The organism is Acinetobacter sp. WC-323 (assembly GCF_000314615.1).
Classification (GTDB): domain Bacteria; phylum Pseudomonadota; class Gammaproteobacteria; order Pseudomonadales; family Moraxellaceae; genus Acinetobacter; species Acinetobacter courvalinii.
On record NZ_AMZS01000058.1, the window covers coordinates 72,817 to 90,789 of the forward strand.

Genomic DNA, 17,973 nt, shown 5'->3' on the forward strand with positions numbered 1-17,973 from the left:
GCCGAGGCTGATGCTAAGCCCTTAAAAAGTGCCCTTCGCGAATGCAATAGAAAGGATTGACCAGTTTCGAAGAAGATTTCATGGCATGCTGCAATTCATGTTCAGGCGAATCGCGCTCTTCATCTGTCAACTGGAAGGTACGATAATGAATCGCCAGTGAGCGATGCGCATGCAAGTCTAAATGTGCATGAAAGGCATCTTGTGGATTCATATGCACATAACGCATCAACATCCGCGGTTCATAAGCCCCGATCGGTAATAAGGCAATTCTGGCATCGCCATAGCGCTCATGGATTTGCTTGAAATGCCCTGAATAACCGGTATCACCTGCAAAGAAACAGTGTCCGGTCTTGGCAAGCACGGAAAAACCGCCCCACAAGGCACGATTCTGATCGCGCACGCCTCGCCCGGAAGTATGTTGTGCAGGTGTATAGGCAATCTTTAACTCATCATGAAACGGAATTTCCTGCCACCAGTCCATTTCAATCACATGCAGATGTTTCGGCAGATAATAGCCATTGCCTAAACCGGTATAAATCGGCATTTCAAATTTCTGATGTAACCAATCCAGCGTCGCCAGATCCATATGGTCATAATGATTATGACTGAGCAAGACCCCGTGAATGGTCGGAAGATGTTCCAGCGCAATACCTGCGGGACAGACACGGCGTGGTCCATTGCCCTGTTTCGGACTGGCATATTCAGACCAGACCGGATCGGTGAGGAAATTATAAGGGCCGATTTGAATTAAAATTGTGGCGTGTCCCACAAACCAGATTTGCCAGTCATTTAAGTCGGCATGCGGTCGGTTTTGGGGCAGTTCCAGCATTTGGTTGCGTAAATTAGACTCATGAACACGGTCAACATTCCAGGTATAGGACTGACGGGTCGCCAGCCACTTTAATAGCCCTTTACGATCAAACGGGGTTAACGGTTTCTGCAAATTATAGAACCGGTCTATGCCGCAATGATCAGAAGCCTCATGTGGAAACGGCGGTTTCACCCAAGTATGACTCAAGCAAGATTGTGTCGGCAATTGATAGGTTAATGTCGGCTTATCTTTCATGTACTTCTTCTGTGGTGGAATCTAATCGCATGAGGTCCATTATGTTATATCCCTGAGATTACGGCGTGTTTTCAATGTTATCGCGTTTTAAATCATCATGATTTTTTGACTAGAGCTTAGACATTTCATCACAGCATAATCGGACCTTGATCCTAACATAAGGTATTCAGTTATGCTGATTTTCTAGAGCTGAGTCAACACAATTTTACTGAACTAATAAGGCTCAGTGACAATTGTAGTGAAAGGTTAAACCAGACGTTTTTGCTTCACGTTTTTCTGTCTTGGATTGAAGATTCATCGGGATGACAAAATAAAAAAGCCGAACAAGTCGGCTTTTTATAGTGATGAAATCTTAAACATTGCTAAAAAAGGCAGCAAACTTTTGATAGCTCGGACGCTGCTTAATATTGTCCAGATAGCGTTCAATCGCAGGATGAGGCTCAACTTCTCCCATCTTGAGCTGCCAGAACAGCATGGCAGCAACGGTCACATCCGCAGCAGTAAACTGTTTGCCACATAAATACGGATCAGCTTCACTCAGGCCTTGTACAAAGGCATTGTAGGCATCGTGGTAGTCTCCATATCCCACAGAACCTTTCTGGTCTGGTTTGACCTCGACACCCAGCATTTTATTGGTTGAAGCTGCTTCCCAAGGCCCTGAAATAAAGAACAGCCAGCGATAATAAAGACCGCGTTTCGGATCATTGAGTGCAGGTGCCAGACCTTTGTCTGCGAACTTATCGGCCAGATAGGCACAGATCGCATCCAGCTCATACACCACAATATCATTGTCCACCAGCACAGGGACTTTGCCAAAGGGATTGATTTTTAAATATTCAGGCGCTTTCATTTCAGTTTCAAAGGCCACTTCGATGCGCTCACATTGCACGCCCAGTTCAATCAGCAACCAGTCCACTACAACGCCACGTGAGAAATTATTGGTATAAAGTTTAAGTGCCATGTTGATATGTCCTTAGTGAGTTATTCTTATTTCAATGTAATTGTCTGGATTGTCAGTTTCTGTCAGTAGTCGAACATACCTCTTGCCTCCACCATTGTTGAAACAGTTGCTGCTTGAATTGCGGATAAAGCTCCTGACACAGGCTGAGCTGCTGGATACGGTCAATCCGGAAGTGTCGAAAACTCTGTCGCAATTCGCACCATGCGGCCAGCACAATCCGATCATTAAAATACCCTAGGGCAAAAGGCCACACGGTACGGGAACTGATACGCTGCTGCTCATCGGCATAATCCACCACAATTTTGACTTGCTGGCGGATAGCCAGACGTACCAGCTCCACCAGTTGTGCATCTACAGGAAGCCAGGCATTGATGGAACGTAAGGTGGTGTGTTGAAGTAAATGTCGGCAATGTTCAGGCAATACTGCATTGAGCTTGGCCAGAACCGACGTGGACGCTGATTTTAAAGCCAGATCAGGAATTTCACTCAACCAGTTTAAGGCCAGAAAGATGGCCTCGATCTCGGTTTCATTCAAGCTCATTGGGGGTAACAGGAAATCTTCTTTGAGCTGAAACCCCAACCCTGCTGCCGCATCAATACTCACACCTTGGGCGCGTAATGTCTCAATGTCCCGATAGACACTACGCTGACTAATCTGCAGTCGCTCCGCCAATACCTGTGCAGTGACGGGATAGCGATATTCTCGGAGTAGTTGTAATAAATTGAGCAAACGGATCGATCGGCTCATATAGTCCCTATTGTTATTATGGATGACGGGAAAGCGAACTCTCCCCTCATTGTCATTTTATCTTCAGTGGATTAACTTTCGGTTAAATCAGCAACCTTGAGCAGGCTTTGTAAATAATGATGCAAGTCCTGCACGTGATGTGCAATGGTTAAAGGCTGATATTGCTGTAACGTTTCAATACTGTGCACTCCATAACTGACCCCGATACGCGGCATATTCAGATTTTGCGCCATTTCCAGATCGTAGCTGGTATCTCCCACCATAATCGCATGTTCAACCGCCACATCCATCTCGGCCAGAATTTCCTGCAACATCAGTGGATCTGGCTTGGACTTGGTTTCACTCGCGGCACGGGTAATATCGAATAGTGCATGACTATTGGTTTGTGCCAATACACGATCCAGCCCCTTACGGCTTTTCCCGGTTGCGACCGCAAGCTTGAGACCTTGCTGCTTTAAATCCATCAATAGCTCTGCGACCCCATTGAACCAGACATCGCCTTTCGAGTTCGCCACATAATGATCGGCATAACATTGCAAAAGCTCCTGATGCAAATGCGGGACTTGCGGAAACAGAATCTGCATTACCTCTGGCAAACCTAAACCAATAATGCTTTTCGCGGCTTCATCCGTCAGTGGCTGTTCAAATTGCTGCGCTGCATATTGCAAACTCGCCACAATCTGGCCCACCGAGTCGAACAGGGTGCCATCCCAATCGAAAATGACGAGTTCAATCTTCTGCTTCATTTCTGCTTTCTCAATTCGTCTATCACCTGCTGCATATCTTCAGGCATCGGGGCTTCAATCACTGGATAATTCGGAATTTCCAGACGCATGGCATGCAGGCACAAACGGCGTGCTGCCGGGCCGTTATACACCGTATTGTGTCCATATTTATCGTCCCCCACCAATGGATGACCAATACTTAAACCATGTACCCGGATTTGATGGGTACGGCCTGATAAGGGTGAAGCATGAACCAGAGTGGCTGTTTTAAAGCGCTCAACCACTTTCCAGTCAGTCTTACTTGGCTTACCTTCAGAAGTCACACGGACACGACGCTCGCCATTGGCCAGTTCATAACGCAATAAAGGCGCATCAATCATTTGGCGATCCAGACTGACCTGACCTTTAACAATAGTGACATAGGTTTTCTGGATCTTATGTTCACGTAGCAGGTCCTGTAGCAATTTTAAGGTACTGCGCTTTTTACTGACCATCACCAGACCTGAGGTATCACGGTCAATCCGGTGAATCAGTTCCAGATATTTTTTGCCTGTCGCCGCACGTAATGCTTCAATCAGGCCATAGGCCACACCACTGCCGCCATGCACGGCAATTCCCGAAGGCTTATTGATTACCAGCAAGCCTTCATCTTCATACACCACTCGGCTCAACAGGCTTTGCGCGACGCTATCGCTGACAGGTGCAGCCGTTTCATCCTTCTGTTCATAACGGATTGGTGCGACACGAATCTGGTCGCCAATGTTCAAACGTGTTTCTGCTTTTATTCTTTTTTTGTTTACGCGTACTTGTCCTTCACGAATCAAACGGTAGATGCGACTTTTTGGAACACCTTTTAATCGGGTAAATAAAAAATTATCTATTCGCTGCCCGTCTTGATGCTCATCCACGTCAAACCAAGTGACACTTTGCCATTGTTGTGTAGAATTCATACGCTCGATTAATCCAAGATTTGCTAAATATGATTAAAAAATGATCATTTAGCTAAGTTATTTCACAAGAAACCTAAACTTAGCCCATAGGCAGATGCTGCAAGGTTTGGTATATTCAGCGCACGGATACCACCGTAAGTGAGCATCAAATCAGAAATTTTATTTAGATAAAATTTTAAATCGATGAGATATTCACCAATAACTCGGATAGGTCCTAAAGAATTATGCCGACGCCGAAGGCTTATTATATCGGCAAAATGGCAAACTGTTGCGTTTAATTGTGCATCAGCACATACAGTTTGTTCAGAAAAAATATGTCGCCAGCAATTTGCTGGTTATTAAACGTAAACTGATCCACATCAGACAATTTGCTCCCTGATGTCGCATTCAGGCTAAAGCGTTGATGCATTGGAACTGCCAAGCAGAGATACGATGATCATTCCGTATCAAGACTTCCAGATGGATCGACTTCAATGCTTAATGACAGTGAAAGTCACCATCCAATGCACCGCTCACCCGCCAGTGAAGCGTACAGGAAACTTTGATTATGTCGGATCTAGTGATATTTCACAGATGTCAGACATGCCATGAAATATCAACGGATTCAAGATTGAAGCAGTATTGCTAACATCGAAATAACCGGATCAAAGCCTCCAGCTGGATACTTACAGCCAGTGGTTTCAGAGCTTGCTACACAACGTTGCTTCTGAGTCTTGATCGTGCCAATGAGATGTTTGCTCAAAAATATTGGGCTTATTGTTTGTGTGCATCACTATTAGGTGTCACACCCATGAAACGTATGTTGATTAATGCAACCCACGCCGAAGAAGTTCGCGTTGCACTTATCACTGGTAATCGTCTTTACGATTTCGACTTAGAGAATCGTACTCGCGAACAAAAAAAATCAAATATTTATAAAGGTCATGTCACTCGCGTTGAGCCCTCTTTAGAGGCGGTTTTCGTTGAGTACGGCGCACAGCGTCAAGGCTTTTTATCTATGCGGGAAATTGCAAACTCGTATTTCAAAGCTGACCCTCGTCAAACTTCAAATATTCGTGAACTGATCACTGAAGGCACTGAATTACTGGTTCAGGTTGAAAAAGAAGAGCGTGGCAACAAAGGTGCTGCCCTATCGACTTTCATTTCACTTGCAGGCCGTTATTTAGTTTTAATGCCGAACAACCCGAAAGGTGGCGGTATCAGCCGTCAGATTTCAGGTTCTGTCCGTGAGGAACTCAAAGAAATTTTAGCCTCGTTAAATGTACCGCGTGGCATGAGCGTCATCGTTCGTACCGCCGGGATTGGCCGTACTCAGGAAGAACTGCAACTCGACTTGCAACACTTACTTGACCTGTGGGCACAAATCCAGGGTTCGGCAAGTTCAGGTCCATCACCAATGCTGGTTCATCAGGAAGCAGGCGTGGTAACACGTGCCATTCGTGATTATTTACGTGATGATGTTGCTGAAATTCTGATCGATAGTGAGCAAGCCTACAACGAAGCCTATAACTTCGTAAAAGCAGTGATGCCACGTCAGCTCGACAAATTAAAAACCTACACCATGAATGAGCCTTTATTTGCTCACTTCGGAATTGAAAGCCAGATCCAGACTGCCTATGAGCGTGAAGTCAAACTTCCTTCTGGTGGTTCAATCGTCATCGACCAGACCGAAGCCTTGGTATCGATTGATATTAACTCGGCGAAATCAACTCGCGGTCATGATGTTGAAGAAACAGCACTCAACACCAACCTGGAAGCAGCCGAAGAAATCGCACGTCAACTGCGTTTACGCGATATCGGCGGTTTGGTAGTCATCGACTTTATCGACATGACCAAAGACCGTAACCAGCGTATGGTTGAAGCCAAATTACGTGAAGCAACGCAAAGCGACCGTGCACGTATCCAGTTCGGTCAACTGTCTCGTTTTGGCCTGATGGAAATGAGCCGTCAACGTTTACGCCCTTCTTTAGAAGAAGCGACAGGTTATGTATGCCCACGCTGTCATGGTACCGGTATGGTGCGTGACTTACGTTCATTGTCACTTTCGATCATGCGTAAGGTTGAAGAAATTGCATTACGCGAACGTCAAGGTGAAGTTCAAGTTGAAGTGCCTGTTGAAATCGCAGCATTCTTATTGAATGAAAAGCGTCACAGCCTGGTGTATTTGGAACAAACCTCAAATGTTCGTGTAACGGTATTACCGCATCCGCACTTGGAAACGCCACACTATCAAATCCAGTTCAATCCGGATGGTTTTGCACCGTCTAGTTATGAACGTACTGAAGCAACCCGTTCAAGTGAAAAAGAACTCGGTTACGAGTCTTCTGACTGGCATCTGGAAGATGCAGAGCATCACCATGCACCTGCACAAAATCAAGCAGCTGCGCCACAGAAGAAAGCTGCTCAGCAACAGGCTGCGCAAGCAAAACAAACTCAACAGGCTGTTGCGCAAAAGTCAGCAAGTCCTTGTGCATGGTTAGAAAACCTGTTTGTTCAAAAACAGGCACAAACTACAGATCAATCGCGCTCGGCACAAAATGCGGCAGCTGCGATTGAGCAAATGGTCAACAATGGCGCAGTAAGCCGTGGCCAGTTTGGTCAGGTCAATGCACCTGTTGCATCTGTTGCCGCTGAAACTGCTGCACCAGCGGCTAACAATGCCTATATTTCACAGAATCCTGTGAAACAGGAACCGCGTGAAACGTTTGAGAAAGACGAAAAACCACATCGTCCAAATCAAAACCAGAAGAAACGCAAGCACAAAGAGCAACGTGAACAACACGCGCATGCACATGAACAACAAAATCAAGTGCACGAAGAAGTCGTTCAACTGTCACGTCAGGAACAGCGCCAAGAGCAACGCGAACTGAAACGTCAACAAAAACGTCAGCAGTCGCAAGAGCCTCAAAACCAGCAGCAACATCATGAGGCTGCGCAAGCGAATGACAATGCGCCATTACCACGTCGTGACCGTAACCAGCAACGTCCGAACCGACCAAACCGTCACCGAGACCAAAGCGTGTTGAATGACGCACCCGCTGCAACTGCAGCGCCTGCGAACCCGCAACAGGTTAAAGTTGATGTGGTGGATGCACCACGTCCAGAGCCAATGAACACGGCATTGATCGTGAACATTGATCAAGGTCAAAGTGAGATCGTGGCACTAAATCCACAACAAGCTACTGCACCTGCCGCAAAAGCGGAAGTTGTGCCTGCTGTTGTAGAAAAAACCGAGAGCAAACCTGCGGCTCAAGCAGAACCAGTGGTTGCGAAAGAAGCACCTGCTGCAACTGCAGAAGAAGCAGCCCAAGCGCCGGTAAAACGTGCCAGCAATGACCCACGTTCGCGTCGTCGTCAACGTGGTGCTCAAGCACCGCAGAAAGCAGCAGCACCAAAAATTGCACCATCGCAGATTCCAGCGCTGGGTCAATACACGATCGGTAGCCTGATTCGCCATGTTTATGGTGAAGACTGCACTATCCTGATTGAGCAATTTGGTTTAATCACTACGTTTAACCGTGCCCTACAAAAGTTTGCCGAGCAATATGCCAGCACGCTAGTGGTAGACACCGTGGTTGAAGAAGAAAAGCGTCCGGTAACACGTGATGCTGAACTTCCAAGCAAAAAAGTAGCGGAAGAAGCTGAACCAGCGCCAGTGTTAGCATTAACACCACCTGAAGCTGCTACTGTTCGAGTTGCAAATGACCCGCGTGAACGTCGTCGTTTAGCCAAACTTGCTGCAGAGCAAGCCAAAGAAGCGCATATTGCTTCAAACGCAACGCCTGCTCCTGTTGAAAATACTGAATCGAAAGAAGAGGTGAAAACAGAAGAAGTCGCTAAGCCAGCAGAAGAAACTGTGGTTGCAGCGCCAGAGCAACAACCTCTAGAACTTGCTCAAGAAGCAGTGGCTGCTCCGGCAGAAGTAGCACCGGTTGAAGCGGTGAAAGCACCAGCGGCTAAAGCTGAAGCCAAGCCTGAAGCTGCGAGCAAAGCTGCTGAGAAAGCTCAAGCTGCTGAAAAAGCAGAACAGGCAACAGCTGCAACCGAAGCGGAATCAGAAGATGAAGCTGCAAAAGCAGAGAAAGAAAAATCAAGCCGCCCGCGCCGTCCACGTGGACGTCCACCGAAAAAGGCTGCAGCTAGCAATGAATAATTTGCTAAATTGCACTCAATAAGGCTAAGCCTAGTCATTTCGGTGACTAGGCTTTTTTGTTATTTTGTCAAATTAGGTTGATTGCTCTAGGAACTTACCATTACAAAACAGCATCAACGACAATGGTGTGAATGGTTGTGTTCTTACGGATAGCCATTTTTGGATTGATCGAAAAATAAACAGGATTGATATGAGCCAAACTACGCAGACCGATATTATTACCCTTGGTGATGTCGCTACTCGACTTCCAAACTTCATCACTAAAGTACCTCATATCCTTAATGGTCTTAAACAGGCATATTTACGAACGCCATCTTCTCCTGCTGGTTTAGGTATTGCCTTTGAAAAAGCAGTCAAGCGTAACCCTCAAGGCATCGCTCTGTTATTTGAAGATCAAAGCTACAGCTATCAGGCTTTAAATGAGTGGGCCAACCAGATTGCCCATTACTATTTATCTCTGGGTGCAAAAAAAGGTGATGTGATTGCAGTGATGGTTGAGAACCGTCCTGAATTAATTGCCAGCATTGTGGCTTTAGCCAAAATTGGGGTCACCATTGCGCTAGTCAATACCTCACAAGTGGGTAAAGTACTTGCGCATAGCATTAATCTGGTCAATCCGATTGCAGTGATTGCCGGCGAAGAAGTCCGTGCTGCAATCGATGAAGCACGTCAGGATTTAAAAGTTGCTCAAGACCGTTTCCACTGGTTTGCTGATCAGGAAACCCGTAAAAATGCGGGCACAGCACCAGAAGGCTACGTCAATCTTGCCCTGCAAATTGACCAGTTTCCGAAATTTAACCCATCAACCACACGTACCGTGGCGGGTAAAGATGGCCTGTTCTATATCTATACCTCAGGCACCACTGGTTTGCCAAAAGCCGTGATTTTTACGCATAGCCGCTGGACACTGGCATACGGTACCTATGGTCACATTCTCAATCTTGGTAAAGATGATGTGATGTATGTCACCCTACCGCTTTACCATGCCACAGGTGTGGTGGTGTGCTGGTGTGGTGTGATTGCAGGCAGTGCGACACTGGCAGTACGTCGTAAATATTCAACCAGTGCCTTCTGGAAAGATGTACAGAAATTCAATGCTTCTGCGATCGGTTATGTCGGTGAACTATGCCGTTACCTGATTGATGCACCAGCAACTGAACTGGACCGTGCGCATCGCGTGACCAAAATGATTGGCAATGGCATGCGCCCAAATATCTGGGGCAAGTTCAAAGAGCGTTTCGGGGTGGAAGAAGTGCTTGAACTGTATGCTTCAAGCGAAGGTAATGTCGGTTTCAGTAATATCTTTAACTTTGACAATACCGTCGGCTTCTCTCCTACGCCTTATGCCATCGTTGAGTTCGATAAAGAAAAGAACGAACTGGTCCGCGACAAAAAAGGCTATTGCAAGAAAGTCAAAACCGGTGAAGTTGGCCTGTTAATTGGCAAGATCACCAGCCGTTCGCCTTTTGATGGTTATACCGACCCTGAAAAGAACAAGTCTGTGATCATGAAAGATGTGTTCACCCAGGGCGACTCATACTTCAATACCGGTGACCTGGTCCGTGATATCGGCTTCCGTCATGCCCAGTTTGTGGACCGTCTCGGCGACACCTTCCGCTGGAAAGGTGAAAACGTGTCGACCACCGAAGTTGAAAACATGGTCTGTGAGTATGAAAAAATCGCAGAAGCCGTGGTTTATGGCGTAGAAATTCCAAATACCAACGGACGTGCTGGTATGGCAGCCATTACCTTGGTGGATGGTGCAGCGCTGAATGATGCAGATTTGAGCGAAATGGTGAATGTATTTAAAAAATGTTTACCTTCCTATGCCATTCCGGTGTTCTTGCGCGTTCAGGAAAAGGTTGAAACCACCGGTACATTCAAATACCAGAAAAATAAACTGAAAGAAGATTCGTTCGATCCGAGCAAAACCTCTGAACGTTTACTGGTGTTATTGCCTGGTGCAAGCAGCTATTGTGATGTAAATACTGAGATCTTTGACAATATTCAAAGCTATCAATACCGTTTCTAGTTTATTTTTTAGCTAAATAAGAGGAAATCGTGCTTTTTATAAACAATCATGCACATGTTTTTAAATTTCCTCTTGTGTTAGCTGAATAACTTGCTAGAATACGCAACATCAAAACGAAGACGCATTTAGAACTGATTAGTTTTTCTTGCGAAGCCAGTTGAAATACTTGCTTAGGGTCGTTAGCTCAGTTGGTAGAGCAGCGGACTTTTAATCCGTTGGTCCCGCGTTCGAGTCGCGGACGACCCACCATCTAATGTTTTGAGAGTTTGTGAAATGTATTTTACAAACGCCTGTAAGAGGTTAAGCTACAGAAAATCATAGATTTTCTCTTGCGCTCAGGTAAAACGTTGTTTTACTTCTCCTCGCTCAGGGTCGTTAGCTCAGTTGGTAGAGCAGCGGACTTTTAATCCGTTGGTCCCGCGTTCGAGTCGCGGACGACCCACCAGATTCGAAAAAGCCTCATCATTTGATGAGGCTTTTTTATTTTGTCATCGATATCTTTCCAAACGATGACAAAAACCAAAACTAGTGCTTTAAGCCTCTCTACCCAAAGCACACATAATTTTTAAACTATAAAAATCTTTCCAGCACCGAATTTAAAAAGATATGTCCCTGCTCGGTACAGGCAATTCTGTTCTGATCAGCGATGAGAAGTTTTTTCTCACGCAAGTCATGCAATGTCTCATTCAAATCTTGCAACGCAAGTCCTGTACGCTGGGTATACGACTCGGTCGCCACACCTTCATTTAAACGCAATGCATTCATCATAAATTCAAAAGGCAATTCATCTGCTTCAATGCGTTTCATTTGCACATGTTCAGCAGGGACTTTGGCTAAATAATCTTTAGGTAAACGGGTTTTCTGGAAACGGTAAATCCCGTCAGGACACGTGACCTTGCCATGCGCACCGGCTCCAATCGCCAGATAATCACCAAATTGCCAATAATTCAGATTATGTGCCGATGGCTTTTCCTTACGCCAGGCCGAAACTTCATAATTGACATAACCATTGGCTTTTAAATACGCCTCACCTTTCTCCTGAATCTGCTCTAGCACCTCGTCTTGCGGCAATACAGGCTGGGTACGGAAGAACACCGTGTTGGGCTCAATAGTCAGCTGATACCAGCTAATATGCGTTGCACCATGCTCTACCGCCAATTGAAGATCGGTTAAGGCCTGTTGTTCTGTTTGCTGAGGTAAACCGTGCATCAAGTCCACATTTACACGCTCAAAGCCGGCCTGGCGTGCCTGCTGAATCGCATCCAGTGCATTATTGGCGGTATGAATCCGTCCTAAACGCTGTAAATGCTCGGGATCAAAACTTTGTACGCCTAAGGATAAGCGGTTAATCCCTACCGCCAGATAATCCGCAAATGGATCATGTTCAACGGTTCCCGGATTGGCTTCCAAGGTAATTTCACAATCTGGCTCAAACACTAAACGTGCTTTCAGTTGTTCAAATAACCATTGATAACCTTGTGCAGAAATCAGTGAAGGTGTTCCACCACCAATAAAGACACTGTGAATCGATCTGCCTTGCGCCATTTCAATCTGAGTTTCAAAATCTGCCACCAAGGCAGCCAGATATTGCTGTTCCAGTTCCAAGGACAACTGACCATCAGGCACCGCATGGGAGTTAAAGTCACAATAAGGACATTTACGTACACACCACGGCATATGGATATACAGGGAAAGTGGAATATTTGCAGGGTTTAAATGACTCAAAATCGCAGCTCAATGACAGAACCCCGCCATTTTAACATGACTCGCCCGTTCGGCTTATCATCATCTACGTATTCAGTTAGACTGGGGACAACCAACAACAATTAGACCGATAATATGATGAAAATTTCTAGCCAGTTACTGTTTATTCTTCCCCTGACTCTAGGCATTGGTATTGCCATGGCCTTTCAAACCGCAATCAATACACAACTTCGAGAGTATCTGAATTCTCCCCTGCAAGCGGCGCTATTGTCTTTTTTCATTGGCACCATTGTGCTGGCGCTACTGGTCTGTTTTCAAAGTGCCAGTAAACCCAGTATAAGTGAAATTTCACAAATTCCCTGGTTTCTATGGCTCGGCGGCTTTCTTGGGGTTTATGCGATTAGTTTGAGCATTTATACTGCTCCCAAACTCGGATTATTAACGTTTTCAGGTTTAGTGATTTTCGGGCAACTGGTGATCTCAATGTTTATTGATCACTTTGGCTGGTTAGGTACAGAAAAAACACCGATTAACTGGCAACGCCTGCTCGGCAGTATTGTGATTTTTATTGGGGTGTTATTGACCCTGCAACGCTGATTCTTCCTCATTTTAATAAGAGTATTTTTTGTGTCCCATGTCACAACCAAGCGGTTTGAACTCAAACAGCTATTTCATTTGATGTTTCCAATCCTGATCACCCAGTTTGCCCAGGCAGGATTAGGTTTGATTGATACCATTATGGCCGGGCATCTTTCGGCAACTGATCTGGCGGCGATTGCTGTAGGCGTTGGCCTATGGATTCCCATTATGCTGTTATTTGCAGGCATCATGCTGGCAACCACGCCCTTGGTCGCTGAAGCACGCGGCGCAAAAACACCGGAGAAAATACCGACCATTGCCCGCCAGTCGTTATGGGTTGCCGTGATTCTGGGCATTGTAGCGATGTTGATCCTGCAGTGCATGCCCCAATTTTTGCCGTTATTTGGTGTACCTGAGAGCTTATTACCCAAAGCCAGCCTGTTTTTACATGCCATCGGCTTTGGTATGCCGGCAGTGATGATGTATGCCGCATTACGCAGCTACTCTGAAGCCTTGGGCCATCCACGCCCTGTCACTGCTATCAGCCTGATCGCCCTGCTGGTCCTGATTCCACTCAACTTTATCTTTATGTATGGCTTCGGGCCAATTCCGGCACTCGGCAGTGCAGGTTGCGGTTTTGCAACAGCCATCTTGCAATGGCTGATGTTTATTACACTGGCCATCTATGTCTCCAAAGCCAAAGCCTATAAGCAGGCGCCTATTTTTACAAAATGGGAAAAACTTGATCCGGTCTGGATCAAACGTATTTTAAAACTGGGCTTACCCATTGGTCTGGCGGTGTTCTTTGAAGTCAGTATCTTTAGTACAGGCGCAATTGTACTCAGCCCATTGGGTGAAAATGCCATTGCAGCGCACCAGATTGCGATTTCAGTCACTTCGCAATTATTTATGATTCCGCTGTCTTTGGCGATTGCCTTAACCATTCGTGTCGGCATGTATTACGGCGAACAGAACTGGCACGCCATGCGTCAGGTTCAAACCGTAGGACTGATCAGTGCCACCATTTTTGCAGCTTTGACTATGACGCTGATCGCTCTGGCACGTCCTTATATCGTGGCAATCTACACCACGGATGTGGATGTGATTCCTGTGGCCATGTATCTGCTCTGGTTTGCCATGGCTTATCAGTTGATGGATGCGTGGCAAGTGAGCGCGGCAGGTTGCCTACGCGGCATGCAGGACACGCAAGCGCCAATGTGGATTACATTAATGGCGTACTGGGTGATTGCCTTCCCGATTGGTTTATATCTTGCCCGCTACACCTCTTGGGGCGTGGCGGGAGTCTGGCTTGGCCTGATTATCGGGTTAAGCATTGCCTGTGTCTTACTGATCAGCCGTTTATACCTCAATAATAAACGTTTGGCCAAGATGTCCCTTCCCGTTTCCTAGCGAATCGTCTTCATCCAATCAAGCAATGCTTTGGGGGCATGGATGCCCCCCGAACTTGACTTGACCTGTCCTGATTTTAAATATTTTTTTATTCATAGGCAGCATAGGACGAGTAAATACGCAGGTGACAACCCGATAAAACGCTTTGCTTAGCCCCTATCACCTTCACCCAGTAAAGTATGGATAACAGCTCGCTTATACATGCTTACATCACTTAACATTTTGTTATAGGCAATTTAAGTTTTGTCACCTATGATCAAGGCATCACTTTAAAACTAGATCGTATGAGGTCAAGTCCTGATGGCAAAACATGCAAGCTCTCCCAGTAAGCGTTTTCTCAAACTGGCTGGTATGACCGCAAGTATTGCCAGCAAAAGCGTAGCGAATTCGATCCGCAATTTTACCGCTGATGAAGAACAGAAAAATGCAGCGCGTAGCCAGCTGTTTCAGGACATCGGCCTACAGATTGCCGATACCCTCGGAGAAATGAAAGGCGCGGTGATGAAAGTCGGACAAATCGCCTCGCAATATAAAGATATTTTCCCACCAGAAGTCGCTAAGGCCATTGCCAAGCTGCAACGTCAGGCCCCTGCAATGCCTTTTTCCGCGATTCAGCAACAGGTTGAGAAAGAACTCGGCAAACCGTTAAAGCAGATTTTTAGCTCTTTTGAAACAGAACCTTTTGCTGCCGCGTCAATCGGACAAGTGCATCGTGCAGTACTACCAAACGGCCAAGCCGTTGTGGTCAAGGTGCAGTATCCGGGTGTCGATCAGGCCTGTGAAAGTGACTTAAAACAAGTGCGTCTGGCTTTACGATTGATGGGTGTTTTAAAGATTGACAAGAAGCTGCAAGATCAACTGTTTCAGGAAATTCAGGACAGTCTCTCAGCCGAACTGAATTATGAAATCGAGGCACAAAATCTGGAAGTCTTTAAAACCTTCCATGAAAAGCTTGATTCTCAAGTGATTATTCCAGCCGTTTATAAAGACTATTCCTCTCGTCGCGTCCTGACCCTGAGTCTGGAACAAGGTGAATCCATCGAAACCGCAAGTACATGGTCAGTCGAGACTCGCAATCAGATTGGACGCCGCCTGATCCGTGCCTTGGGACAGGAAATGTTTTTCTTAAAACGCTTCCACTGCGACCCACATCCGGGCAATTTTGCTTTTCGTGAAGATGGCAGTGTGATTATTTACGACTACGGCAGCGTCAAAACCTTATCGCCTGAAATCGTTCAGCACTTTAAGGCGCTGGTGAATGCGGCGCGTCAGGAAAATATTGCCCAAGTTGAAGACTTACTGGCAGAACTGAATTCCATTGCCGAAAAACACAAGTTCCCAACCGAGCTGTATACCCAATGGATTGAAATTCTATTGCGTCCACTAACCACCAATTATGATTTTGCCGAAAACTCATCACATCATGACGGTATGTTACTGGTGAAAAAATCGCTGAAATACTGGGATGTGTTTAAACCTTCACCAGATACGCTTATGGTCAACCGAACCATTTCCGGACATTACTGGAACCTGATTCATCTCAAAGTACATGACAATCTCAATGATTTATTTGAAGAATTAGTTCCAAGTTAATCTGTCTGATGCCCTCTTGTCTTGTCACAACAAGTCAGAAGGCTATCTACTTTAATCAATTTATATACAACTGACTTGAAAAGACATGAATTGACTTCATATATTGTTATGTTATAACATTTCTATTAACAATAGGAGTCATTCAACATGCGTAAAGATATCCATCCTGCTTATCAACAAGTCTTATTCCACGATACCAATGCAGATGCCTACTTTTTAATTGGCAGTACCCTACAAACCAAACAGACCAAGGAATATCAAGGCAAAGTTTATCCCTACGTGACGCTTGATATTTCAAGTGCATCCCATCCTTTTTATACCGGTGAGCAACGTCAGGCCAGCAATGAAGGTCGTGTTGCAAGCTTTAATAAGCGCTTTGCACGTTTTAACCGCAAAGCTTAATTTTAATTTAAGTTTCACCCATTAAGCTGAAAGCATTAGAAGTCTAAGGTTAACTCTCCTCCACTTAGACTTCTTTTTTTTATGTCTTGATTCCAGCTTTAGGAGTCTGTCTTTTGCTGTCCCACCACCCCGAACTCAATCGGTGTTTTCACATAGAACAGTGAAATCTCTTTACTATTGAGATAGCTCAATAACTCGGTCGCCTGCTCCTCTGTAACCGCAAATTGAATCTGTACCGGTCGATCCGCCAGTTCAAAGAAACTGGCCGAATGAAATAGACCTTGATGGTCAACACCTTCCAGCCCCGCCAAGACCGTTGCCCCACGTAAATTCATCTGTTTTGCCACAGTCAGCAACCACTCGCTGATCGGCTGTCCCTGATAGGAACGATTTTGCGCGGTATAAAAGCTCATTAAAAATCCATTCATTACGATAACTCCCCAACTATGCAGCACTGAGCCATTGATGCAGGCTCATACCTAAAATCGTAAACAATAGCGATCCAAGTACATGAATCATGATCGCGGCACAGGCATAGCCCAATTTACCACTTTGCAATAAGGCAATGATCTCGGCAGAAAACGTCGAAAATGTCGTAAGCGCGCCACAAAAACCTGTAATCACAAACAGCTTGTAATTGGGACTCAATGAGCTTTGAGAAAAATATGAAATGGCAAAACCAATAATAAAGCCACCAACAAAGTTGACCGTGACCGTACCCAAAGGAATATTCGGGAAAATAGGATTAAGTTTTAAACCCAGAAACCAGCGCAACCATGCACCTAATACTGAACCTAAAGCAATTGAAAGTAATGGATAGTACATGATTTACTCCAAGGGCAAAGTTGGAGCGAAAGAATGATGAGACATGGATATATAGCAATTATTCTGAAGATTTTTCATGGGCGAACTCCAAAAATGGGAACAGAGCACGCACGAACCTACGTCCCCTGTTCAGGGTAACGTAGGCATCATTAGCCATTCTGGCGGTTTGTAATAGGAGGAATGCCATCTCCTTTGCTCTAAAATAACATATTTTTTAGGCAACTCAATCGCTCTTTTTAAGCAGAATCGCACTGTGTATAAACATGAAGTTATCCACAATTCAGCCAGCTGTTGCGAAAACTTTTCCCCAGCCCCATCAAAATTTCAGGCAGATGCGACAAAAGCAAAAGCGGGGATCTATACATGATTCGTCAATACATAAATGACGACTTTGAGCATAAACGGCGAATACACCAACGACTTCTCTTCTGCATTTTCAATGTTATGATGCTGCTATTGATTCAATCAACATGGAATTTTAGACATGACTCAAAGCTTATTGGCACAACTTAAAGATGGCTCGGCAAAGTTTGCAGATGTATTGGCCTTTATCGAAGCGCGTTATCAACATACCCCAACTGCATTTCAAAACGGCGCGCAATCAAATGCTGCGACTGAAAACCAAGGCAGTGCCAAAGTACTCAGCTTTGCTAAAATTGAAGGCTTAAATCAAGCGGACACACTCAGTTTATTTGCAGAACATTATGCCTCTGTGTTGGCAACGCCTGAAGCAACAGACCATCAAAATATCCGTCAGTTTATGCAAAATGGCTGGGATGGAGTTAAGTTCGAAGGTGAAGCTTTAACTGCCAAATAATAGAAAAA

At 45.4% G+C, this 17,973-nt stretch carries 15 protein-coding genes, 2 tRNA genes and 1 riboswitch; of the genes, 9 read left to right on the plus strand and 8 right to left on the minus strand.

Translation table 11 applies throughout. The annotated features are described in order from the left end of the window. Positions 1-13: 13 nt before the first annotated feature. The 5 genes from ACINWC323_RS05360 to ACINWC323_RS05340 all read right to left on the minus strand — a co-directional run bounded on the left by ACINWC323_RS05360 (position 14) and on the right by ACINWC323_RS05340 (position 4,450). Positions 14-1,066 (minus strand): MBL fold metallo-hydrolase, encoded by a 1,053-nt coding sequence (locus ACINWC323_RS05360; RefSeq protein ID WP_005280698.1) that lies wholly within the window; start codon positions 1,064-1,066, stop codon positions 14-16. 352 nt (positions 1,067-1,418) lie between these two features. Continuing rightward, positions 1,419-2,027, minus strand: coding sequence for a glutathione S-transferase family protein (locus tag ACINWC323_RS05355; protein WP_009514253.1), 609 nt, complete (start codon positions 2,025-2,027; stop codon positions 1,419-1,421). Between the two features lie 52 nt (positions 2,028-2,079). After that, the gene (locus ACINWC323_RS05350; protein WP_009514210.1) at positions 2,080-2,775 is read right to left on the minus strand and encodes a helix-turn-helix transcriptional regulator; all 696 of its coding nucleotides are present in this window, start codon (positions 2,773-2,775) and stop codon (positions 2,080-2,082) included. Positions 2,776-2,846: 71 nt separating this feature from the next. After that, a complete protein-coding gene (locus ACINWC323_RS05345) occupies positions 2,847-3,521 on the minus strand; it encodes an HAD-IA family hydrolase (protein ID WP_009514226.1) in 675 nt (224 codons plus the stop codon). Next, positions 3,518-4,450 (minus strand): RluA family pseudouridine synthase, encoded by a 933-nt coding sequence (locus tag ACINWC323_RS05340; protein WP_009514105.1) that lies wholly within the window; start codon positions 4,448-4,450, stop codon positions 3,518-3,520. The genes ACINWC323_RS05345 and ACINWC323_RS05340 overlap by 4 nt, the downstream gene beginning before the upstream one ends. A gap of 790 nt (positions 4,451-5,240) precedes the next feature. On the opposite strand from ACINWC323_RS05340, the gene ACINWC323_RS05335 reads away from it, so the two are divergent. The 4 genes from ACINWC323_RS05335 to ACINWC323_RS05320 all read left to right on the plus strand — a co-directional run bounded on the left by ACINWC323_RS05335 (position 5,241) and on the right by ACINWC323_RS05320 (position 11,080). Further along, positions 5,241-8,603 (plus strand): Rne/Rng family ribonuclease, encoded by a 3,363-nt coding sequence (locus ACINWC323_RS05335; protein ID WP_009514125.1) that lies wholly within the window; start codon positions 5,241-5,243, stop codon positions 8,601-8,603. Between the two features lie 190 nt (positions 8,604-8,793). Further along, positions 8,794-10,635 (plus strand): long-chain-acyl-CoA synthetase, encoded by a 1,842-nt coding sequence (locus ACINWC323_RS05330; protein WP_009514239.1) that lies wholly within the window; start codon positions 8,794-8,796, stop codon positions 10,633-10,635. Between the two features lie 173 nt (positions 10,636-10,808). Next, positions 10,809-10,884: transfer RNA gene (locus tag ACINWC323_RS05325), tRNA-Lys, on the plus strand. Between the two features lie 120 nt (positions 10,885-11,004). Beyond that, positions 11,005-11,080 (plus strand) — tRNA-Lys (locus ACINWC323_RS05320). Between the two features lie 125 nt (positions 11,081-11,205). On the opposite strand, the gene hemW is transcribed toward ACINWC323_RS05320, so the two are convergent. Beyond that, complete coding sequence (gene hemW / locus ACINWC323_RS05315) at positions 11,206-12,360, minus strand: radical SAM family heme chaperone HemW (protein WP_009514161.1); 1,155 nt, start codon at positions 12,358-12,360, stop codon at positions 11,206-11,208. Between the two features lie 114 nt (positions 12,361-12,474). Here hemW and ACINWC323_RS05310 point away from each other — a divergent pair, with 114 nt between their 5' ends. The 4 genes from ACINWC323_RS05310 (at position 12,475) to ACINWC323_RS05295 (ending at position 16,323) form a co-directional block, all read left to right on the plus strand. Beyond that, positions 12,475-12,936: a DMT family transporter gene (locus ACINWC323_RS05310; protein ID WP_009514129.1), complete on the plus strand. Its 462-nt coding sequence runs from the start codon at positions 12,475-12,477 to the stop codon at positions 12,934-12,936. 30 nt (positions 12,937-12,966) lie between these two features. Continuing rightward, positions 12,967-14,328 (plus strand): MATE family efflux transporter, encoded by a 1,362-nt coding sequence (locus ACINWC323_RS05305; protein ID WP_005226576.1) that lies wholly within the window; start codon positions 12,967-12,969, stop codon positions 14,326-14,328. 300 nt (positions 14,329-14,628) lie between these two features. Next, the gene (locus ACINWC323_RS05300; RefSeq protein ID WP_009514168.1) at positions 14,629-15,921 is read left to right on the plus strand and encodes an ABC1 kinase family protein; all 1,293 of its coding nucleotides are present in this window, start codon (positions 14,629-14,631) and stop codon (positions 15,919-15,921) included. Between the two features lie 147 nt (positions 15,922-16,068). After that, positions 16,069-16,323, plus strand: coding sequence for a type B 50S ribosomal protein L31 (locus ACINWC323_RS05295; protein ID WP_005226565.1), 255 nt, complete (start codon positions 16,069-16,071; stop codon positions 16,321-16,323). Between the two features lie 98 nt (positions 16,324-16,421). On the opposite strand, the gene ACINWC323_RS05290 is transcribed toward ACINWC323_RS05295, so the two are convergent. Continuing rightward, positions 16,422-16,751, minus strand: a complete 330-nt coding sequence (locus tag ACINWC323_RS05290) for a DUF190 domain-containing protein (RefSeq protein WP_009514144.1) — start codon at positions 16,749-16,751, stop codon at positions 16,422-16,424. A gap of 16 nt (positions 16,752-16,767) precedes the next feature. Beyond that, positions 16,768-17,148 (minus strand): fluoride efflux transporter CrcB, encoded by a 381-nt coding sequence (crcB, locus tag ACINWC323_RS05285; protein ID WP_009514114.1) that lies wholly within the window; start codon positions 17,146-17,148, stop codon positions 16,768-16,770. A gap of 133 nt (positions 17,149-17,281) precedes the next feature. After that, positions 17,282-17,348: riboswitch (Fluoride riboswitch) on the minus strand. A gap of 284 nt (positions 17,349-17,632) precedes the next feature. Between crcB and ACINWC323_RS05280 the strand changes: the two genes are divergently transcribed. Beyond that, the gene (locus ACINWC323_RS05280; RefSeq protein WP_009514235.1) at positions 17,633-17,965 is read left to right on the plus strand and encodes a HopJ type III effector protein; all 333 of its coding nucleotides are present in this window, start codon (positions 17,633-17,635) and stop codon (positions 17,963-17,965) included. The last annotated feature ends 8 nt before the right edge of the window (positions 17,966-17,973 follow it).